The sequence below is a fragment of the Arthrobacter oryzae genome (assembly GCF_031454875.1).
Classification (GTDB): Bacteria; Actinomycetota; Actinomycetes; order Actinomycetales; family Micrococcaceae; genus Arthrobacter; species Arthrobacter oryzae_D.
Genome location: NZ_JAVDRQ010000003.1, coordinates 436,142 through 454,189, shown reverse-complemented (window position 1 = coordinate 454,189; position 18,048 = coordinate 436,142). Strand labels below are relative to the sequence as shown.

The 18,048-nt window shown below is 65.9% G+C and carries 21 protein-coding genes and 1 riboswitch; of the genes, 10 read left to right on the top strand and 11 right to left on the bottom strand.

Going from position 1 to position 18,048, the window contains the following annotated elements; genetic code table 11:
• Positions 1-71 precede the first annotated feature (71 nt).
• From J2805_RS08065 to J2805_RS08045, 5 genes are all read right to left on the bottom strand, one after another.
• Complete coding sequence (locus tag J2805_RS08065; protein ID WP_309974787.1) at positions 72-593, bottom strand: DUF2087 domain-containing protein; 522 nt, start codon at positions 591-593, stop codon at positions 72-74.
• A gap of 132 nt (positions 594-725) precedes the next feature.
• Positions 726-2,102, bottom strand: coding sequence for an HNH endonuclease (locus tag J2805_RS08060; RefSeq protein WP_396134254.1), 1,377 nt, complete (start codon positions 2,100-2,102; stop codon positions 726-728).
• 101 nt (positions 2,103-2,203) lie between these two features.
• Positions 2,204-2,929 (bottom strand): maleylpyruvate isomerase family mycothiol-dependent enzyme, encoded by a 726-nt coding sequence (locus J2805_RS08055; protein ID WP_309974784.1) that lies wholly within the window; start codon positions 2,927-2,929, stop codon positions 2,204-2,206.
• A gap of 43 nt (positions 2,930-2,972) precedes the next feature.
• Positions 2,973-3,269, bottom strand: a complete 297-nt coding sequence (locus J2805_RS08050; RefSeq protein ID WP_309974781.1) for a hypothetical protein — start codon at positions 3,267-3,269, stop codon at positions 2,973-2,975.
• A 142-nt stretch (positions 3,270-3,411) separates the two neighbouring features.
• Positions 3,412-4,059 carry a DUF7255 family protein gene (locus J2805_RS08045; protein ID WP_309974779.1) on the bottom strand — a complete coding sequence of 216 codons (648 nt, stop codon included), beginning with the start codon at positions 4,057-4,059 and terminating at the stop codon, positions 3,412-3,414.
• A 136-nt stretch (positions 4,060-4,195) separates the two neighbouring features.
• On the opposite strand from J2805_RS08045, the gene J2805_RS08040 reads away from it, so the two are divergent.
• From J2805_RS08040 to J2805_RS08020, 5 genes are all read left to right on the top strand, one after another.
• Entirely contained in the window at positions 4,196-5,017 is an 822-nt protein-coding gene (locus J2805_RS08040; RefSeq protein ID WP_309974898.1) for an amino acid ABC transporter substrate-binding protein, read from the top strand.
• Positions 5,018-5,053: 36 nt separating this feature from the next.
• The gene (locus J2805_RS08035; RefSeq protein ID WP_309974777.1) at positions 5,054-5,719 is read left to right on the top strand and encodes an amino acid ABC transporter permease; all 666 of its coding nucleotides are present in this window, start codon (positions 5,054-5,056) and stop codon (positions 5,717-5,719) included.
• On the top strand, positions 5,706-6,503 hold the full coding sequence (locus J2805_RS08030) for an amino acid ABC transporter ATP-binding protein (protein WP_309974774.1): 798 nt from the start codon (positions 5,706-5,708) through the stop codon (positions 6,501-6,503). Before J2805_RS08035 ends, J2805_RS08030 begins: the two co-directional genes overlap by 14 nt.
• Before the next feature lie 73 nt (positions 6,504-6,576).
• Positions 6,577-7,548, top strand: coding sequence for a dienelactone hydrolase family protein (locus tag J2805_RS08025; RefSeq protein WP_309974771.1), 972 nt, complete (start codon positions 6,577-6,579; stop codon positions 7,546-7,548).
• Positions 7,541-8,368, top strand: a complete 828-nt coding sequence (locus J2805_RS08020; RefSeq protein ID WP_309974768.1) for a CPBP family intramembrane glutamic endopeptidase — start codon at positions 7,541-7,543, stop codon at positions 8,366-8,368. The genes J2805_RS08025 and J2805_RS08020 overlap by 8 nt, the downstream gene beginning before the upstream one ends.
• On the opposite strand, the gene J2805_RS08015 is transcribed toward J2805_RS08020, so the two are convergent.
• The gene (locus J2805_RS08015) at positions 8,264-9,283 is read right to left on the bottom strand and encodes a ribonuclease Z (protein ID WP_309974765.1); all 1,020 of its coding nucleotides are present in this window, start codon (positions 9,281-9,283) and stop codon (positions 8,264-8,266) included. The two genes, J2805_RS08020 and J2805_RS08015, sit on opposite strands and share 105 nt — an antisense overlap.
• A 61-nt stretch (positions 9,284-9,344) precedes the next feature.
• Here J2805_RS08015 and J2805_RS08010 point away from each other — a divergent pair, with 61 nt between their 5' ends.
• Positions 9,345-9,863 (top strand): DNA alkylation repair protein, encoded by a 519-nt coding sequence (locus tag J2805_RS08010; RefSeq protein WP_309974762.1) that lies wholly within the window; start codon positions 9,345-9,347, stop codon positions 9,861-9,863.
• Here J2805_RS08010 and J2805_RS08005 read toward each other — a convergent pair.
• Together J2805_RS08005 and J2805_RS08000 are read right to left on the bottom strand one after the other, a co-directional pair.
• Positions 9,830-10,084: a hypothetical protein gene (locus tag J2805_RS08005; protein ID WP_309974760.1), complete on the bottom strand. Its 255-nt coding sequence runs from the start codon at positions 10,082-10,084 to the stop codon at positions 9,830-9,832. The two genes, J2805_RS08010 and J2805_RS08005, sit on opposite strands and share 34 nt — an antisense overlap.
• A 26-nt stretch (positions 10,085-10,110) precedes the next feature.
• Positions 10,111-11,499: a polysaccharide deacetylase family protein gene (locus J2805_RS08000; RefSeq protein ID WP_309974757.1), complete on the bottom strand. Its 1,389-nt coding sequence runs from the start codon at positions 11,497-11,499 to the stop codon at positions 10,111-10,113.
• Between the two features lie 390 nt (positions 11,500-11,889).
• Positions 11,890-12,063: riboswitch (cyclic di-AMP (ydaO/yuaA leader) on the top strand.
• Between the two features lie 3 nt (positions 12,064-12,066).
• Between J2805_RS08000 and J2805_RS07995 the strand changes: the two genes are divergently transcribed.
• Positions 12,067-12,822, top strand: coding sequence for an NlpC/P60 family protein (locus tag J2805_RS07995; RefSeq protein WP_309974754.1), 756 nt, complete (start codon positions 12,067-12,069; stop codon positions 12,820-12,822).
• A 54-nt stretch (positions 12,823-12,876) separates the two neighbouring features.
• Here J2805_RS07995 and J2805_RS07990 read toward each other — a convergent pair whose 3' ends face one another.
• Together J2805_RS07990 and J2805_RS07985 are read right to left on the bottom strand one after the other, a co-directional pair.
• The gene (locus tag J2805_RS07990) at positions 12,877-13,011 is read right to left on the bottom strand and encodes a hypothetical protein (RefSeq protein ID WP_309974752.1); all 135 of its coding nucleotides are present in this window, start codon (positions 13,009-13,011) and stop codon (positions 12,877-12,879) included.
• Positions 13,012-13,119: 108 nt separating this feature from the next.
• Entirely contained in the window at positions 13,120-13,707 is a 588-nt protein-coding gene (locus J2805_RS07985; protein WP_309974749.1) for a hypothetical protein, read from the bottom strand.
• Between the two features lie 138 nt (positions 13,708-13,845).
• On the opposite strand from J2805_RS07985, the gene J2805_RS07980 reads away from it, so the two are divergent.
• The 3 genes from J2805_RS07980 to J2805_RS07970 all read left to right on the top strand — a co-directional run bounded on the left by J2805_RS07980 (position 13,846) and on the right by J2805_RS07970 (position 16,355).
• Positions 13,846-14,040 carry a DUF1918 domain-containing protein gene (locus tag J2805_RS07980; RefSeq protein ID WP_309974746.1) on the top strand — a complete coding sequence of 65 codons (195 nt, stop codon included), beginning with the start codon at positions 13,846-13,848 and terminating at the stop codon, positions 14,038-14,040.
• Positions 14,041-14,250: 210 nt separating this feature from the next.
• Complete coding sequence (locus J2805_RS07975; protein ID WP_309974743.1) at positions 14,251-14,670, top strand: hypothetical protein; 420 nt, start codon at positions 14,251-14,253, stop codon at positions 14,668-14,670.
• Positions 14,607-16,355: a DUF5671 domain-containing protein gene (locus J2805_RS07970; RefSeq protein ID WP_309974740.1), complete on the top strand. Its 1,749-nt coding sequence runs from the start codon at positions 14,607-14,609 to the stop codon at positions 16,353-16,355. The genes J2805_RS07975 and J2805_RS07970 overlap by 64 nt, the downstream gene beginning before the upstream one ends.
• Here J2805_RS07970 and J2805_RS07965 read toward each other — a convergent pair whose 3' ends face one another.
• Positions 16,356-18,047, bottom strand: coding sequence for a SulP family inorganic anion transporter (locus tag J2805_RS07965; RefSeq protein ID WP_309974738.1), 1,692 nt, complete (start codon positions 18,045-18,047; stop codon positions 16,356-16,358).
• Position 18,048: the final 1 nt, after the last annotated feature.

Sequence of the window (18,048 nt, the reverse complement as noted above, 5' to 3'; positions counted from 1 at the left end):
TCCGGCGCGCGATGGGTTCGTGTGGCTTGGTTCAGCGGTGGTGCAACGGAGGTGCACCAGCGGTCATGGAACTATTCAGGGGAACCGGCTGATTCTTCCGATAGCCGGTAGGAGGAGCCCGAGGTGGTCCGTTCCAGGAGCCCGAAGTCGATTATGTAGCGGCGCAGCAGCACGACATCGTCGGTGTAACTGAGGAGCCGTTCGTTGACCTGCTTCTCCGTTAGGTCTTCGCCCGGCTCGATGGCTTGGCTGACGATCCAGGCCAGGAGCTCACGACGTTCCGCCATGTTGGCCGGATACCTTTCGATCCTGCCCAGGCGCATGAACCGAGCCACTCCGGTCTGCGCCTGCCGACGGGGCTGTTGTGTGAGTAGGTCGCGGAAGATGGCTTCAGAAGCCGCCAGCTCGTCGGAAGCATTCCGTTCGACGAGCCCGGACTCAAGCAGGGTGGCGATGGCCCGGGTTCGCCGGCGGTCATTCAGATCAGCAACCACGTCGGGAAGCTTTGCGCCGAGCACTATCTGCGCGTAGGCGGTCCGCGCGTCGTTGTTGGCAAGGGCTGCCACCACTCGCCGCCAGTGCGGTCCGCTCATCCTCGTCCCTTGAGTCACAGCCCTGTCCTCACTCTGCGTCTGCACCGTCTGTGCTGGCCACTGTGCGTGGTTAGCAGGCAAAATCGTAGTCCCGCACGGGCTGCGGCGCACAGGGGTTTGCGGCGGACCTACCTATGCTGCGCGCCGGGACCCGGGGCCTTGAGACCGCGGCGCTGTTCCTGGCAACGGGGGAGCCGTTGAGTAGTAGCTGTGGCCGGTGGGCGTGCTGAACTCTATGGGATGCCGGGGACCCGGCCGCGGCATTGCGTTCCAGCCGGAAATTTCCTTCGTCTGATTGCATGCTTCGCAGAGTCCGGCGGAGTTCCCCAGGTTCGTGTTTCCACCGTTATGCCAAGCGACGATGTGGTCATGATGGCGGATGGGGGCGTCGCAGTACGGCGTACGGCAAGTTTCGTCGCGGATTTGGATAAATCTGCGGTGCTTTACTGGGAAAAGCCGTGCCCGCGAGTCCATGGCCACCAGGTCGCCGGTTCCGGGCGCCGTATACAGCCGACGAAGCCAGATATCGCGGGGATCCCTGCCGGATTCGGTGGCGACGTCAACTCGACCGATTGGGTGGCGGTCTTGTACCCGACTGACGATACCCCGGGCCCAACCGCCAGGCACGACGCCGTAACCGGGCAGACGGGCCGGTTCACTGTCACCCTGAAAGAGTGTTCGGTCGGTCATGATGAGCTGGATCTCAACACCGGAAACGCCGCCGGCGGTACCTGTGGTCCGTTCAACGAGGGCATCGGCCATGATCTGCCCGCGGGAACGCGGGTCACCGTCAGAGCGAACTGTGTCGGCATGCCGACTCAGCGCTGCGTGCACGGCCACGCCTTCGGCTACCGGGAGGAGGGCTGTCAGATAAGCCATCGTGTCCGGGGCAGGGCGGAGACTGACGTGCCGCTCGGTTGCGGCTTTGCTGGCCCGCTGGGTCACGGACCGGGGATCCCTGCGGTAGCAAGCGGCCCGGGCAGCAGCGACGACGCTCCGGTCTCCGGCGCCGGTGAATGTGCCGGCATCTGCGGCGAGCTCTTCGTCGACGGCGCAGCGGTCCGCGGCACTCAGGCACGCCGTTTCCTTGACTAACAACGTTGTGCGCCACTCGCTTAGCTGTCCCGTTTCGAGCGCGGCCATTGTGTGCGGCATCTCCGTCACCAGGGCCTTCGCCAGGCCAAGGAGCCGGCTGCCGCGGGCGGGGGACTCACGCCGGGCCAGGGCAATTTGAGCAGCGATGCCCTGGCCTAGCTCGGACACGGACACTCCATGCTCTGCTTGGGTACGACGCTCTTGGCCATCAAAAGCCACAGCAACCCGGGCCTGAAAGCCGGCTGAGGCAGACTTCAGGTTCTCCAGTCCGCGAAGCTGTTCGATCATCCCGGCACTGGTGGCATCCGGAACCATTGATTCAAGGGCGGCGATAAGATCCCGGATTCCAGCAGCCGCGTCAGCTGCGCGTCTTGGCAAAGCCATCCGTGCCGGTGCTTCCTGGTTGCCGTCCATAGACAAAGTCTTTCAGTGACCCCTGACAATAAGGGGACACACGGAACAAGCTTCATTGGCTCGGCAGGCCCCCCGCCCCCAGCCTCGCCTAGCGCGCCGGCTCACGGCGTCATCGGCCCGCGGAGAACGCGAAGGGCCAAGGCGGCGTCACCATCGATGTCGGCCGTGCCTTCGAGGTTCGACCGCCCCCACAGGCCAAGGTACATGTCGGTCACCGTCGCGGTGACCGATGCCGCGGCATCTCCCGGGCCCACCGTCCAGTTGCCGGCGGACAAGTTGCCGGCCCCGGGCACGTGGAATGAGACGGCCTTCTCCGGCGGCTGCATCCGCTCCAGCCGCAGCTGGCGCGGAGTAAACATGGCCAGGACCTCATCGACGCCGTCGAGCATGAAGTCCGCTCCCAGGTCCGGGGCCGCCTGACCGGACGCCTGGCTGGCGTCGACGAGGTGGATGGCATGTTCGTGTGCCTGGCGCCGAAGCCAGAAACCGGCTGTGCGTGGCGGCGGTCCAAAGTTCCAGCAGGGCCCATCGGGATCGAGAGCCGCCATTATTTCGAAGAAGGGAGCCGTGCCCTCGAGAAACCACTCCGCGGCACCCGAGGTGGGAGGTGCCGGCTCCTCGACGTATTTCCCGCCCAGAACCACTGCGGCTGCCCAGCGTTCAATTGAACCGACATGCCCGAACAGTTGCTCGAGTGTCCAACCGGGGCAGGCCGGAACCGAACGGGACAGCACGTCGTCGGACTGGCGGGCGAGCGCGCTGAGGCTGTCGAGTGAGCCGGCCAGCGCGGCGAGGTAGCGTTCGGGAGCCATGCGTTCGGGGGACATACGACGAGCTTAACGCGCGGCCTGGCTCATCTACCGGGCGGGGTTATGAGCGGGAACGGGCGGCTTCCGAATCCCGGTCGATGCGCACGTCAAAGTCGAGGCCGAGGCCGTTGCCCGCGAGGCGGCGGAGGAGGTAGGCGCGGAGCGCATCATTGGTGGCGGTGTGCGCGCTGTGGATGGCTTCACCGCTGAGCAGGGCGTAGGAGTCCCCGACGTGGAAGACCGTCAGGAAGCAGTCCTCGAGTTCGTCCGTCCGCAGATTGCGGACGATTTCCCGGAAGCTGCCTTCTGAGCCGCTCCTGGGCATGGTTGTCACCGAAAAGGTCACTGTGCTTGGCATTTGCGCTGGTCCTCTGTAGCGTCAGGCCGGGGACCTCCCCCCGGCCTCTATGACAGGCTAGCCGCTGACGTCGGCAGGCATAACCCTTACCGGGGAGTAAGTTGAGGAATTGATCAATTCGGCAACTGGCGCGAGGGGAGCCTTAGGCGGTGCGCGATTCGATGAATTCCCGCAGTGCCACAGGGTCCAGCGGGAGCCCGTGGCTGGTGGCCCAATCGACGCTAAGGCCGCCAATCTCGTCGTGGATCGCGACGCGGGCAAGGCTTACTCCCGGGGTGGAGCAGGCGTACGCATCGCGCACGGCATCATAGAGCGCGCGCTGCTTCCACCGCGATGAGCCCTTGTCGCCGAACACTCCCGGAGCGTCCGAGCCGCCAAACATGGAGTCCGACGACGGGCCTGCCCACCTTCCGCCGGACTTCCCGTCCTTGAGACACATCACTTCCATGAACCCGCTGTAGCTGTCGTAGTCCTGCGCCCAGGGAAGTTCTGATGACCACGCCGTTTGAAGCGTCACTGGCCGGTAGCGGTTGAAGTGAAGCGCCTCGTCAAACTCGATGAATAACCCGTCCCGACACGCAAAGTCCCACACCCCGGCCGTGAACTCAGCATCGTCCCTGACACCACCCAGTGCGCGGTAGACGTCCACGAGGGAGGCACGGACTTCATCGGAGAGCTGCTTCGTGGTGGCCGCCGTCACCCCATGCTCGCGTGGCGTTTCCAGAACGTCGTATCCGGCCGCTGCCAACGAGGCCTTGAAGGCGCTGGCCCGCTTTCCGTGCTTTCCCATGATCGCATCCTAGCGAGCCGGCGCGGCGGCCGGCATCCTGTATTCCCCGCAGGAAGATCTTGCTATCGTCGGTAGTGGACTGCCGGCCTGCGGTACGGCTGGCAAGCCTCTTCCGGCTACAGGACGAAGGTTCATGATGAAGCGCACACGTCTTTCCGCAATCGGCCTCCTTGCCGCAGCTGCACTCGCCCTCGCCGGCTGCGGCTCCGGCTCCACCACCCCGTCCGGCACCTCGCCGGCGGGCGGCGCGGACACGTCGCTGAGCGACGTCAAGAGCGCGGGCGAGCTCAAGATCGGCACGGAAGGCACCTACAAGCCCTTCTCGTTCCATGCCGACGGCAGCGGCGACCTGACCGGCTACGACGTCGAGATCATCACGGCCGTCGCTGAGAAGCTCGGCGTAAAACCGTCCTTCCAAGAGACACAGTTCGACGCCATCTTTGCCGGCCTTGAGGCCAAAAGGTTCGACGTCGTAGCCAATCAGGTCTCGATCACGGACGAACGCAAGGCGAAGTACGAATTCTCGGAGCCGTACACGGTGAGCACCGGCGTCATCGTCACCAAGGCCGATGACAGCAGCGTCAGCTCCTTCGATAGCCTCAAAGGCAAGACCACCGCGCAATCCCTGACGAGCAACTGGTACAAGCTGGCCCAGGAAAGCGGCGCCAATGTGGAGGCGGTGGAGGGATGGGCGCAGGCCGTGACACTGCTGAAGCAGGGCCGCGTCGACGCCACGATCAACGACAAACTGACCTACCTGGACTACCAAAAGACCGCGAAGGACGACGAAATCAAAATAGCGGCCGAGACCACTGACAAGTCGCTCAGCGCGTTCGCGTTCCGCAAGGGTTCAACCAGCCTGACAGAGGCTGTGAACACTGCCCTCGGCGAGCTGCAGGCCGACGGCACACTGACAAAGATTTCGCAGAAATACTTCGACGCCGACGTTTCGAAGTAGCGGTATGGAGGCCCGCGGAGAACGCAGCGTCAGAGCATGACCATCAACTGGGACCTCGTCTGGAGCTCACTTGGCCCCATCCTGATGGGTGCTGTCACGGGCACGATTCCGCTGGCCCTCGCGTCGTTCGGCCTGGGACTGCTGCTGGCCCTGCTGATTGCGCTCATGCGGCTGAGCCGGAATCCGGTTTTTTCCGCCATTGCGCGGATGTACATCTCGGTCATCCGCGGCACACCGCTGCTTGTCCAGCTGTTCGTTATTTTCTATGGGCTTCCATCGATCGGCGTCACCATCAGCCCCTGGCCCAGCGCGATCATCGCCTTCTCCCTCAACGTGGGCGGATACGCGGCCGAGGTCATCAGGGCGGCCATCCTGTCCGTTCCCAAGGGACAGTGGGAGGCCGGACACACCATCGGCATGTCCCGCCGCCAGTCGCTGGTGCGGATCATCCTGCCGCAGGCGGCCCGCGTCTCGGTCCCGCCCCTTTCCAACACCTTCATCAGCCTGGTCAAAGACACGTCGCTGGCATCGCTGATCCTGGTCACCGAGCTGTTCCGCCAGGCGCAGCAGGTTGCCGCCTTCAGCCAGGAGTTCATGCTGCTGTACCTGGAGGCAGCCGTCATCTACTGGGTGGTCTGCCTGGTCCTTGCCGGCGGTCAATCCGCCCTCGAGAAGAGATTGGACCGCTATGTCGCCCACTGAATCCGCACACATTGCGTCGGTGACCCAGGGCTCCGCACTCCTGGCCGTCAGGGGGCTGCGCAAGGCCTTCGGTCATCATGAAGTGCTGAAATCCGTCGACATCGACGTCCGCCGCGGCGAAGTCGTCGCCCTGATCGGGCCGTCGGGGTCGGGAAAAACGACGGTCCTGCGGTGCCTCAACGGACTCGAAATACCCGACGACGGCGTTGTGGACTTTGTCGGGCAGCTCGCCGTCGACTTTTCCGCCGCGGTGTCCAAGAAGCAGCTGGCTGCCTTGCGGGACCGGAGCGCCATGGTCTTCCAGCATTACAACCTCTTCCCGCACAAAACGGTCCTGGAGAACATCATCGAGGGCCCCGTGCAGGTGCAGAGGCGCCCCAAGGCCGAGGCCATCGCTGAGGCAAGGGAGCTTCTGGCCCGGGTCGGGCTGGCTGCCAAGGAGAAGAGCTACCCGTTCGAGCTCTCCGGCGGGCAGCAGCAGCGCGTGGGCATCGTTCGCGCTCTGGCATTGCGCCCGCAGCTCCTGCTCTTTGACGAGCCCACCTCGGCACTGGACCCTGAACTGGTGGGAGACGTCCTCACCGTCATCAAGGAGCTGGCCGACGAAGGCTGGACCATGGTGGTGGTCACCCATGAGCTTGCCTTCGCCCGCCAGGTCGCAGACGAGGTCATCTTCATGGACGGCGGCGTCGTGGTGGAACGCGGACATCCGGATACCGTCCTGCGTGACCCGCGGGAGGAGCGCACGCGGCAGTTCGTGGACCGGCTGCTGAACCCGTTCTAGTAGCCGGCGCCGGACCCCTTGCCGCGTGCCGGACGGGCAGGGGAGGATGTTGGTAAACGGTAGGAGGCCCTCCATGACCCAGCTTGGCAAGTTTGAGAAGTACCTGATCGAGGAATTCTTCGACGACTACCGTGCCGGTGCCATGAGCCAACACACGTTCACGCGCCGGGTGGCGTTCATTACCGGCAGCATGGCCACCGCCGCGGCCGCGATGGCACTGGTTGGCTGCACGCCCCAGGAACTGCCGCGCAGCACCGACCCGATGCCGACGCCCACGTCGCCTTCGCCGGGCACCGGCACCGCATCCGCCGGCGCACTGCCTGGTGCCAAGAGCCCGCTTTCAGTTCCCGAGGGCGCGGCCGGCCTGGTGACTGAGACGGTGCGGTTCCGATCGGGCGGTACCGACGTCACTGCCTACCTTGCCCGGCCGGACGGGGACGAAGCGGGTCCAGCCGTGCTGATCTGCCACGAGAACCGCGGGTTGACTCCGCATATCCAGGACGTGGCGCGCCGCTTCGCCAAGGCCGGCTACGCGGCCCTGGCAGTCGACCTGTTGAGCAGGGAGGGAGGAACGGAAAGCCTGGACCGGGACGCCGTCCCCGGAGCGCTGACGCAGGCCGGCACATCGCGGCACGTCGCTGACTTCTCGGCAGCCTTCGATTACCTGAACTCGCAGTCCTTCGTCGATTCCGGGCGAATTGCCATGACGGGCTACTGCTTCGGCGGAGGCATCACCTGGCAGGCGGCAACGCAGCTGACCGGGCTGAAGGCAACGTCGGCGTTTTACGGACCTTCCCCGGATCTGGACAAACTTTCCGCGATCAAGCCCGCGGTCCTGGGAGTTTACGCTGAACTCGACGAGCGGATCACCGGCGCGTTGCCCGCTTTCCGGGACGCCCTGGCAGGCACTGACGTCCGCCACGAGCTCAAGGTGTATCCCGGCGTCAACCATGCCTTCCACAACGACACTGGCGACCGGTACAACGAGACGCAGGCCACCGCTGCCTGGAACGATACCCTGGCCTGGTTCGGTAACTATGTCTAATGGTGCGCTCGCAGCCGGAATCGGCACCCGCAACGGCATCTCCCTGCGGCTGCTTCCCTCGACGCTGGTGTCGGCCTCCGGCTTCGTCCTTTTCGTCCTGGAGCAAAGGATCGCCGGGTATGGCCTTCTGGCCTTGGCGCTTGTACTGGCTGGATTCATCGACAGGGCACTCCTGCGCGACCTGGCCCTGATCACTGCCGGCCTCGTGGCAATCAGCCTTGTTCCGATCACCACTGACATCAGCACCGAGCACATGGCCGTCATGGGGACGGCGATGATCCTCGCGGTGGGAATTCCCTATTTCGTTTCGCGGTTCGTGTTCAAGGATCACGCGGTCAGGTTCCCCGTGATGACCGGTCACCCCTGGACACGCACGGAAAAATGGTACCTGGCCGCCGTCGTCGTCATGGGCTACGCGCTGCTTCCGGCATACATGGTCAACACCGGGGTCTACGGGAACTGGCCCGCGGTTTCTGATCCCGAAGGGATCTTCCGCCTCTTCCTGGGCACGAACGTGCTGGGCATCTGGGACGAGCTGTTCTTCATCTGCACGGTCTTTGTGCTCCTGCGGCGGCACCTGCCCCTGGCACAGGCAAACGTGCTGCAGGCCGTCCTGTTCACCTCGTTCCTGTGGGAACTGGGGTTCCACGCCTGGGCGCCGGTGTTCATCTTCCCCTTCGCCCTGCTCCAGGCGTTCATTTTCACGCGGACGAAGTCACTGTCCTACATCGTGGCCGTCCACCTGCTCTTCGACTTCGTCCTGTTCCTGGTCCTGCTTCACGCCCACAACCGCGACTGGATCGACATCTTCATCTATTGACGACGGCGGGACGGCGCCTGCCAGCAGGGCGTCGCGCTGCCGCCGGGGCATCGGGATCCTGTCCAGGTCCGTCGCAGCCACGACGGCGGCCCGGCCGGCGCGGGCACCGGCCTGCTCAGCCAGGAGGTTTACATCGCTGTAACGCGACGAAAAATGCGTGAGGACAAGCGTCCCGGCTCCGGCGCCGGACGCCAGCGCGCCGGCCTGCCCGGCCGTGAGGTGCAGGTACTGCGCGGCCAGCCCGGCGTCGTCGTTGCTGAACGTGGACTCGGCCACCAGGAGGTCTGCCGCGTCGGCCAGCTCTTCGGCGCCGTCGCACTCCGCTGTATCCATGACGAAGGCGAAGCTCTGGCCGGGCCGCGGAACGCTGACGTCCTCCAGCCGGACGCCGCCCATCTTTCCCTCGAGCTGCAGCCGTGCGATATCCGGCCCGGTGATCCCTGACCTTGCGAGCCGATCAGGGAGGATGGTGCGCCCGTCCGGCTCGGCCAGCCGATAGCCGAAAGTGTCGATGCGATGCCGCAGCGGCCGCACCTCCAGGCCCGGTCCGACCTGCCCCGGGCCGGAGTGTGGGTGGAGCCGCAGGTCCAGGCCGGGGGAGGCCAAGGACACGAGGGCGCCGACCACCTCCGCGCCGGCGGCCGGGAAATGCAGGTGCACCGGGTGCTGCACTCCGTCGAGGACCATGCGCGACAGCACACCGGGAAGCCCGTAGCAGTGGTCCCCGTGAACGTGCGTGAGGCAGATTCGCGTAACCTGGCTGGCTGAGACACCGGCGTGGATCATCTGCCGCTGGGTGCCTTCACCGGGATCAAAAAGCAGGCCCTCGCCGTCCCAGCGAAGCAGGTATCCGTTGTGATTGCGGGTCCGCGTGGGAACCTGCGAGGCGGTGCCGAGGACTACCAGTTCACGCATGGGACTGAGTGTCTCACGGAGCCGCGCACTGCGCTCGCAGAGCGTGCGACAGAATAGTCGGGTGACCGAAGCGTGTGACTTTGTGGATGCCTCGCTGCAGCGGGAAAGCTCCTGGCTCCGGGCGGAAGAGGCCCAGGCCCGGCTGGGCGACGGACTTGAGTACTACGGCGCCTCCGTCGGTGCGGTGCGGGGAACCATCCGTGACATGCTCCGCCGCCACCGTGACCTTGTGCACGATGACATCACTGCCCTCAGTAGTGAGCTCTGGTCGGTCCCGGTCTTCGAGCGCCGCCTGGCGGCGGTGGTTCTGCTGCAGTCCCGCGTCACCCTGCTCAACAACTCAGACCTCACACGGATCGAGGGCTTTGTGCGGGAGGCGCAGCTGGGTGAGCTGGTGGACCCGCTGGCCGCCGACGTCGTCCGTCCCCTGATAGCTGGACTGGAAGGGCAGGCGAGAGTGCGGGCGAACGTCGTGCTGGACCGGTGGGCAGGTGATTCCGATCCGTGGCTGCGGCGCGCAGCCGGGCTGTCACGGGCGGACGGCGCTCAGCCGCCGGCCCGCCGCTCCACTACCGCGTAGGCCTTTCCTTCCAGGAACTCCCAGTCAGTGACCACCATGAATCCGAGGGCACTGACGCGGTCGTTGAGGACCAGGATGTCAAAGCCGCCGTCCCGCGGCTCGGCGTCCCACGTCGCAACATGGAGTTCCTTGCCCTCAAGGATCAGGAGCTCCGTGTTGACGTCGAAGTCCTCCTGCGGCTGAGTGCTCAGCTGGCAGATGGCTACGCAATAGTTTTCCATCTACGGATTCTGCCCCATGACGGCTGCTACCCCGGGAAGGCTGTGTTGTAGCGGTAGAGGAAGGCAGCCACCTGGTCCCGGTTGACGGGCAGTCCCGGCCGGAAGGTCCTGGTGCCGTTTGCTTCGGCCCAGCCCTTGGAGATTCCGTTTGACGCCATCCACGCGATCTCTGCATAGAAGGCGTTCTGCTGGGAGATATCGACAAAGGGCGGTGCCGTGGGTGTGTAAGCGGGACTGCCGGCGAAGCGGTACACAAACGCGGCGACCTGGTCCCTGTTGACGGCCACGGTTGGTCGGAAGGTCCTGGTGCCGTCGGCTTCAGCCCAGCCGTTGGTGATTCCCTGGGACGCGAGCCACAGGATCTCCTTATAGAAAGGGGTGTCCGGTGTGACATCCGCAAACGGGGAACCTGCCGGCGTGTAGGCCGGGCTCCCGGCCAGCCGGTAGAAGAAGGCCGCCATCATGTCCCTGCTGGCGGCAACGCCGGGACGGAACGTCCGGGTCCCGTCGGTTTCATGCCAACCGCCTGCTATTCCCTGGTTCGCCATCCAGCTGACCTCTGTGTACAGCGCCGAGCCCGGCGGGACGTCAACGAAGGAGATTGACGGCGACGGCGACGGCGACGGCGACGGCGAGGGGGAGGGAGACGGCGACGGCGATGGCGATGGGGAAGGCGATGTCGGGGGAGCGGAGGACTGGCCCAATGCCTGCGCGACTGTCCGCACCGACGTCGTCCCGTTTGCCGTCCGCGCAGCCAGCCAGGTGACGAAGGATTCAAACAGAGCGGGAGTGATGGACAGGGACGGGTCCGTGCCCACAGCGATCTCGTGGAAGGTCAGTTGCACCCACCCGCCGGTGGTCTCTGCGTCGGTCACGCGGGCCTGCAGATCCGCGAGGGTCCACGAGCTGGCCACCTGGTCCGGGGCCTTGGTGACCATGGGGTTGCCCGGAGGCAGAGACTCCGCGACCGGGCACCCGGCGCAGCTGGCCGGGGAACGCAGGTCCCCCAGGCCCCGTGAAGTGGCATAGCCGCAATCGCGGACTGCCGACTGGGCCGTCGCATTCTCTGCGGCGAAGGGATACGCGAAGTTCCTGACGGTGAACCCCCAGCTTTCAAGCGTCGTCTTGCTGTTGCAGACCTCCGCGCGGGCGGCTGCGGCGCTGAGGGTGGTCAGGTCCGGATGTGTGACGCTGTGGCCGCCGATCTCGTTTCCGTCGGCGGCAATGCTCTGCAGGTTTGCCCGGGTGAGAAAACCGGCTGAGTCAATAAAGGAGGTGGTGATGTAGAAGGTACCCACCAACCCGTGCGCCTTCAGCACCTGGGCGGCCGCGAGCTGGCTGCCGTTGCCGTCGTCAAAAGTGAGGCTGATAATTGTGGGCTCCGCTGCCTTTGAAGAGCTGGCTATGCCAACCACAGTGCTGACTGTGAGCAGCAAAACCCCTACGATCGCAGTCCATCGGCGTCCGTGCCGATCCCTGGCGGAAGTGGCCTCCGGGGGGTCCGCCAAATGCCGTCCTTGACGGCGGGCAGGGTGGGTCATCCAGCGCATGATTCCTCCAAGCGTGTGAGTCCCCCCGCAAGAACATGCACGTAGACTACGCCTCACGGCGTGAAGGCAAAACACTCCATTTGACAAACGGTGAATCCAAGTATATGTAAGCCCACTACTCGCATTTGAGGTGCCAAGGCGCTCGCCGCGCTGCTCCCGGAATGTGACACCCAGTGGCCACGCACGTACGGTGGAAGAGTGCCTGTTGTCTCACATGCGGGCACTCCCGGGTGGGTTGCCTAACCCTGCCGCGGCTCGGGATCCAACCTAAAACCATCCGGCAGGGACGGGGAAACCACATTTGACCTGCCTCTTGGCGCAGGTCTCGGGGTGAAGCCGCACACACCTTCCGCACGCGGAAGCCATGTGCGGCCGGGTGCCTCCCATCCGAATCCGACAGCTAACCTCGCAGGCATCGGGAGAGGCTGCTTCATGTCTTCACGCAAACTCCACGCTCATCATCGATCGACCGCCCCCGCTGGGCGTTCCAGGCCCGCGTCCAACGCAGGCAGAGGCAGGGTGGGGCGCCAGGCCGCGGTGATCGCCGCAGCTTCCGGTCTTGTCCTGTCCAGCGGCATGGCCGCCCAGGCCGCCGAAGCCCCCGCGGAACGCGATTCAGCTCCGGCAGCGGCCCTTGACGTCCAGACCCAGGCGGGCGCACCGTTCAGCGCGGATTCCAATGTCAGGATCAGTTTCGAGCGCCCGGAGGTGAGCTCCACGCCCGCCCCGGTGGCCGAGCCCGCACCGGAGGAGGCCGCCGCTCCTGCGTCGGCTGCTCCGGCTCAGGCTGCCCAGCCTGCTGCTCCCGCCGTTTCTGTCCAGGTGCAGGCGGCCGCACCCGCCCCGGCGCCTGCTCCGGCGGCCGGCGGCGTCAATGCCGCCATGGTTTCCGCTGCCTACGCGCAGCTTGGCATCACCCAGGACTGCACCGCCATGGTGGAAAAGGCCCTTGGCTCGGCGGGTATTCCAGTGGGCGACCTCGGTCCGGCGCAGTTCATGGATTACGGCAAGGTGGTGGGGGAGCCCCAGCCCGGTGACATGGTGGTGCAGTCCGGCCACGTGGGCATCTACATCGGCGACGGCCAAGTGATCAGCGGCGGCATGAACGGTGCCAACGCCACCGTCACGCACCCGCTGTCCTGGCTGACGGCCACGGGTGGCGTGACCTTCGTCCGCGCGGGAGCCTAGGCTTCCCGCCTGCCTCAGGTGCACCGTCAAGCCTGCCCTTCCTGCCGCCCCGGCTCAAGCCTGGACGAGAAGTCCGGTGGCATACATCACCGCCATCCCCAGGATGACACCGCTGCTGGTGAGTGCAGTGAATGTCTTCCCCGTGCGGTCCTTGAGCATGGGCAGCAGCTTGACGGCCACCTGGGCCACGGCCCCCGCACCGGCGCCCAGCAGGAACGCAGACAGCGCCGGCTGGTGAACCGTGGCTCCGATGAGCGACAGACTTGCGGCCGGGCCGTTTCAGGGCGGCGAGCAGTTTCAGGGTGGCGAGATGGAGAACTGGGCCGTGCTCTCGCCCTCCGTGAACTTGATGCGCAGGAGGGCGCCGCGGGTATCCGCCGGAACGGTGAAGCGGACGTCTCCCGCTTTGCTCGAATCGCCGGCTACGAGTTCATTCAGGCCGGAATCCGGGGAATGGTTGACGCCGCCGGCGTTCAGCCTGAACGTCGAGTCCCAGAAGTTCACGTCATACCTGCCATGGTTCGTGCAGCGAACCGAAATCGTCAGCGCCACCTTCCCCGCCACGTCGGGGCGTACCCGCGCATCGAGAATCTCATATTCGAGGTCGGCCGCCCGGTACGTCCGTCCGGCCGGCAGGTCCACGGTCCATCCCGCACTCTCAGCGGCGCCGGTTGCGGTTCCGCCCGGCCTTGCCGGTTCGGCGGGCTGCGAAGTGCCGGCAGCGGGTGCGCCGCCTGGCGTGGCGGCGGGACGGCCGCCGCCGTCGAACACCCCGAGTTGCCCCAGTCCCAGCAGCAGCCCGGTCACCGCGGTGATCACAGCAGCGGCGGCGGTCAGCAGACCGGGCAGAGTTGCCCACCAGCTGGTGGGTTTTTCGTCCGCCATAACGGTTCCCCCTCGGTCCCGTGCCAAGGTCAAGATCAGTGATATCCCCATACTCCTGCCAAGCGGCCGCATGCGCCAGATGCGGGACCTGTTGCAGGAGCCCCGACACTCGTACTCTGGTTCTTGGAGGTGATTGCCATGAAGGCAACCCAGGGAGACCGGATCACGATCCGGGGCAAGACTGTCGAATCGTCGGACCGACACGGCCAGATCATTGAGGTCCACGGCGCTGACGGAGCGCCGCCGTACGTGGTGCGTTTCGACGACGGCCATGAAACCACCGTCATTCCCGGCGGGGATTTCATAGTCGACAGGATCCAGCCACCGCACTGACCCGGTTGACCAAGCACAGGGCCGCCCGTATCGGACGGGCAGCCCTGGTGAGTCGCGGCCTGATGGGCACGGTCTGACATGAATCGGTCTTCACAACGAACCTGATGCAATCGGACCGTCCATGCGTCCGTAGCTACGTTGTGGGGAGTGGGCCATACTGACCACATGGACGCAGCGGCGGGTAGACCTAACAGGATCCTTGTAATTGTCGTGGCAACAATCGCAGTCCTGGTTGTGGCATCCCTTGCAGTGGTTTTCTCGCGGGGCGAACCTGGGCTGCTGGACGAGTCTACGCCGCAGGGTGTGGTCCAGCGTTACTCTGCAGCCGTCATCGGAGGGGATGAGGCAGCTGCCATGGCCTACCTCACCGAGACCGCCCGGACCCAATGCGTCGATTTTGAGAGAGCCTCCACGGACAACCTGCGGGTCACGCTGGTTTCCACCACGGAGCGGGCCACGTCCGCAGACGTGCGGGTGCTGATTGTGGTGTCGAACGGCAGCGGCCCGTTCGGCAACTCGGAGTACCAGACCGAGGACGTGTTCGACCTCGTCAAAGCCAACGGCAAGTGGCTGATCGACTCCTCACCCTGGCAGCTGAGGGTCTGCGCCAACCGGGCGGCGAAACCGTGAGCGCCGCCCGGACAGTACCGGCACCGGCGGCCGGGTCCGCCCAGCCCACTGTCCGCCGCCTCATCGTCTACACCCTGCTGTTCGCCCTGGTGGTGGTGGCTGCAACAGGCCTAAGCGGTCTGTTGGGACGGCTGCTGGGCGCGGGTACCGTGCTTGTGGCGGGTGACGTCGCGGGCCAGGCCCGTTCCCTCGCATTCGCGCTGATCGGCGGCCCCATGGCGGCCGCCCTCTGGTGGTACGTCTGGCGCCGTCTGGACGACGCCACGGAACGGCGCTCCGTGGGCTGGGGGCTTTATCTGACGCTCATGTACGCGGTCTCACTCATCACGGCTGCATCATGGTTGCTCGGTGCCCTGGCCGCCGTCACGGGAGGCGAATGGCAGGGCTGGCAGCTTTCACTTTCCAACGGGCTGGTCTGGGCAGGCGTGTTGGCGTGGCACCGCTGGATGTGGCGCCATCCGCGAAGGAGTCCATGGGTGATGTCCGACGTGCCCGCCGTGGTGGGGGCTGCCTTCGGGCTCATTATCGGTGTGGGTGGCACCGTCACGGCGATGGCAACGCTCCTGGACACCGCGATCCGCGGCTTCACCGCGTCCGCCTCAGTCGGGGATCCCTGGTGGCGGTCCGTGCTGCAGTCGCTGGTCTGGGCCGTCGGAGGCGGGGCCGTCTGGTGGTGGCACTGGAGCCTCGAAGGCGGACGCCGGCTGAAAACGGGTTTTGCCGATGTCGGGCTGGTGGTGGTCGGTATCCTGGGAGCGATCATCCTGGCCCTTGGCGGTGCGGGCACGGTCCTGTTCGTCCTTCTCCGGCTTGCCTTTGACCGCACAGACCCCGTTAGCGAAATCCTGGAACCGCTGGGCGCGGCCATCGCTGCGGGCGCCGTGGGCTCCCTTGTCTGGGCCTACCACCGAACCATCCCGTCGGAACGGGCCGAAGCCACCCGGCAGGCAGCGAAGCTGGTGACCTCCGGGGTTGGCCTTGCTGCCGCTGCCACCGGAATCGGCATTGTGGTCAATTCCGCCTTGAGCATCGCGGCCACACCGCTGGCCGGCGACGGCACACGCACGCTGCTGCTGGGCGGCATCAGCGCCTTGGCGGTGGGCGGTCCGCTGTGGTGGCTCGCCTGGAAGCCCGGGGTCCCGCCTGAACCGACAGAGCTGGGGCGCCGGGGGCGGCGGGTGTACCTCATCGCGGTGTTTGGCCTGAGCGCCGTGGTGGCCGTCATCACCCTCCTGGTTATCGGATACCGCGTCTTTGAATTCATGCTCGACGACGCCTCACGCGAAAGCCTGGTGGACCGGACCCGCGCGCCCCTCGGCCTGCTCGTGGCAACCGGACTTGCCGCCGGCTACCACTTCGCAGTGTGGCGGCACGACCGTGTCCTCACGGCTGCCGCAGCGCCCGCACGGAAGCGGACTGTGGGGAAAGTGATCCTGGTGACCGCGGGGGACCCGGACGCGATGGCCCGCGCCGCGGCCGAAGCCACGGGCGCGAGCGTCACCGTCTGGAGGAAGGCCGACGGCGGTGCCCCCGATGAAACGGAGGGAGCAGCTCCAGCGGATGGAGCAGCGGATGAGCTGGCCGATCTGCTGGCCCGCGCACTGGATGGCGTCTCCGCGGACCGGGTCCTGGTGGTCATGGGTCCCGGATCGCGCGTCGAGGTGATCCCGCTGGCTTCGGCATAGTTAGAGCCCGAACGTCCGCTTGTAGCTTTTCACCGCATTGTTGATCGTGGGGAAGAAATGGTCCGGACCGAACCGGCTGCTCACTCCGAACCTGATCAGGCGGTCCTTGACCGGACCCTTCAATTCCGCAAAGACCAGGCTGATGCCCTGGCTTGCCAGTTCGTCGTCGAGCTCCACGAGGTCGTCCAATGCGGTGGTGTCCAGGTCCGTGATGGCCTCGGACGCCACAATGACGCATTTCACCGGCCCAGGGGCGTCGGCCACGAGGTCGCGGATGTGCTCGGCAAAAACCTCACCGTTGGCAAAAAACAGTGGAGCGTCAAAGCGGGCGATCACCAGTCCAGGGACGCGCAGGCCCTCCGGATGCCTGCTGATGTCGTGGTAGCCCGGGACGTCCTCAAGGCTTGCCAGTTCGGTTCGGTAGGGATCCCAGGCTCTCCGGATGAACGCGATCAGGGACAGCGCGATGGCTATGACGATGCCCTGTAGCACGCCCACGAAGGCGACGCCGAGGAACGTGGTCACGAGGAGCGCCGTTTCCATCCGGCTCATCCTGATCAGCCGAAGGAGGGTTTTCACGTCCACCAGGGAGGCGGCCGCCACGATCACGACGGCGGCCAGCGTGGCGGTGGGCAGGAAGGCGGTGACCCCCGGCGCGGCCACCATGAAGACGACCACCAGTGCGGCCGCGACGATGCCGCTGAAAGGAGTTCGCGCCCCGGCTTGGAGCGCGGTCGGCGTTCGTGACGAACTGCCACACACCGGGAACCCGCCGAGCAGCCCGCTGGCCACGTTGGCGATCCCCAGGCCAGCCATTTCCTGGTTGCCGCTCGTGTGCACGCCGCCGCGGCCGGCGAGGCTCTTGGACAGCGTGGAGGTATCGGCGAAGGCGATGAGCGCGATGCCTGCCGCCGGACCGAGGAGTCCCACAACGTCATCCGTGGTGACCCCACCCAGAGCGGGCGCCGGCAGCCCCTGCGGGAGGGCTCCGACCATCGGCATGGCATCCTTGAGGCCGAGGGCGGCGGCCGCCGCGATGGAGGCCGCCACGGCCAGAAGCACGCCGGGAACTTTCCAGGGGAGGAAGCGGCCCGCAACGATGATGGCCACCGTGGCCACACCGAACACGAGCGCCACCGGATTCGTGGCACCCTGTGACACCGCCTCCGCCGTCGCAATGGCGTTTGCCTGCAGTGAACCGCCCTGAACCGAGATTCCGAGCAGCTTGGGTAGCTGGCTGACGATGACGGCGAGGGCTATCCCGTTGAGGTATCCCACCCGGATCGGCTTGGACAACAACCCGGTGACAAAGCCCAGCCTGAAGATCCGTCCCGCTATGAGGAAAACCCCGATCAGGATGGCCAGGACCCCGGCCAGGGCAACCGCACGGGAAGGTTCGCGGCCCGCCAAGGGTAGGACGGCGGCCGCAATCATGGGGACCAGGGCGGAGTCCGGCCCCACAATGAGTACGCGCGACGGCCCGAAAACGGCGTAAAACAGCATGGGCACCACGGATGCATAGAGACCGTTGACCGCCGGTAGGCCGGATGCCTCCGCGTAGGCCATACCGGCAGGAATCAGCAGGGCGCTCAATGCAGCACCCGCTGCCAGGTCAGACTTGAGCCAGGACCTTTGATAGCTCCGGGCCAGCTGGATGCCCGGAATGGCTTTCAGGATCCAATCGCGGCGCACT

What these genes read in the sequence shown, in the direction of transcription:
- J2805_RS08065 (WP_309974787.1), bottom strand. Translation starts at nt 593, where the DNA reads ATGAGCGGACCGCACTGGCGGCGAGTGGTGGCAGCCCTTGCCAACAAC.
- J2805_RS08060 (WP_396134254.1), bottom strand. Translation starts at nt 2,102, where the DNA reads ATGGACGGCAACCAGGAAGCACCGGCACGGATGGCTTTGCCAAGACGC.
- J2805_RS08055 (WP_309974784.1), bottom strand. Translation starts at nt 2,929, where the DNA reads ATGTCCCCCGAACGCATGGCTCCCGAACGCTACCTCGCCGCGCTGGCC.
- J2805_RS08050 (WP_309974781.1), bottom strand. Translation starts at nt 3,269, where the DNA reads ATGCCAAGCACAGTGACCTTTTCGGTGACAACCATGCCCAGGAGCGGC.
- J2805_RS08045 (WP_309974779.1), bottom strand. Translation starts at nt 4,059, where the DNA reads ATGGGAAAGCACGGAAAGCGGGCCAGCGCCTTCAAGGCCTCGTTGGCA.
- J2805_RS08040 (WP_309974898.1), top strand. Translation starts at nt 4,196, where the DNA reads ATGAAGCGCACACGTCTTTCCGCAATCGGCCTCCTTGCCGCAGCTGCA.
- J2805_RS08035 (WP_309974777.1), top strand. Translation starts at nt 5,054, where the DNA reads ATGACCATCAACTGGGACCTCGTCTGGAGCTCACTTGGCCCCATCCTG.
- J2805_RS08030 (WP_309974774.1), top strand. Translation starts at nt 5,706, where the DNA reads ATGTCGCCCACTGAATCCGCACACATTGCGTCGGTGACCCAGGGCTCC.
- J2805_RS08025 (WP_309974771.1), top strand. Translation starts at nt 6,577, where the DNA reads ATGACCCAGCTTGGCAAGTTTGAGAAGTACCTGATCGAGGAATTCTTC.
- J2805_RS08020 (WP_309974768.1), top strand. Translation starts at nt 7,541, where the DNA reads ATGTCTAATGGTGCGCTCGCAGCCGGAATCGGCACCCGCAACGGCATC.
- J2805_RS08015 (WP_309974765.1), bottom strand. Translation starts at nt 9,283, where the DNA reads ATGCGTGAACTGGTAGTCCTCGGCACCGCCTCGCAGGTTCCCACGCGG.
- J2805_RS08005 (WP_309974760.1), bottom strand. Translation starts at nt 10,084, where the DNA reads ATGGAAAACTATTGCGTAGCCATCTGCCAGCTGAGCACTCAGCCGCAG.
- J2805_RS07995 (WP_309974754.1), top strand. Translation starts at nt 12,067, where the DNA reads ATGTCTTCACGCAAACTCCACGCTCATCATCGATCGACCGCCCCCGCT.
- J2805_RS07985 (WP_309974749.1), bottom strand. Translation starts at nt 13,707, where the DNA reads ATGGCGGACGAAAAACCCACCAGCTGGTGGGCAACTCTGCCCGGTCTG.
- J2805_RS07980 (WP_309974746.1), top strand. Translation starts at nt 13,846, where the DNA reads ATGAAGGCAACCCAGGGAGACCGGATCACGATCCGGGGCAAGACTGTC.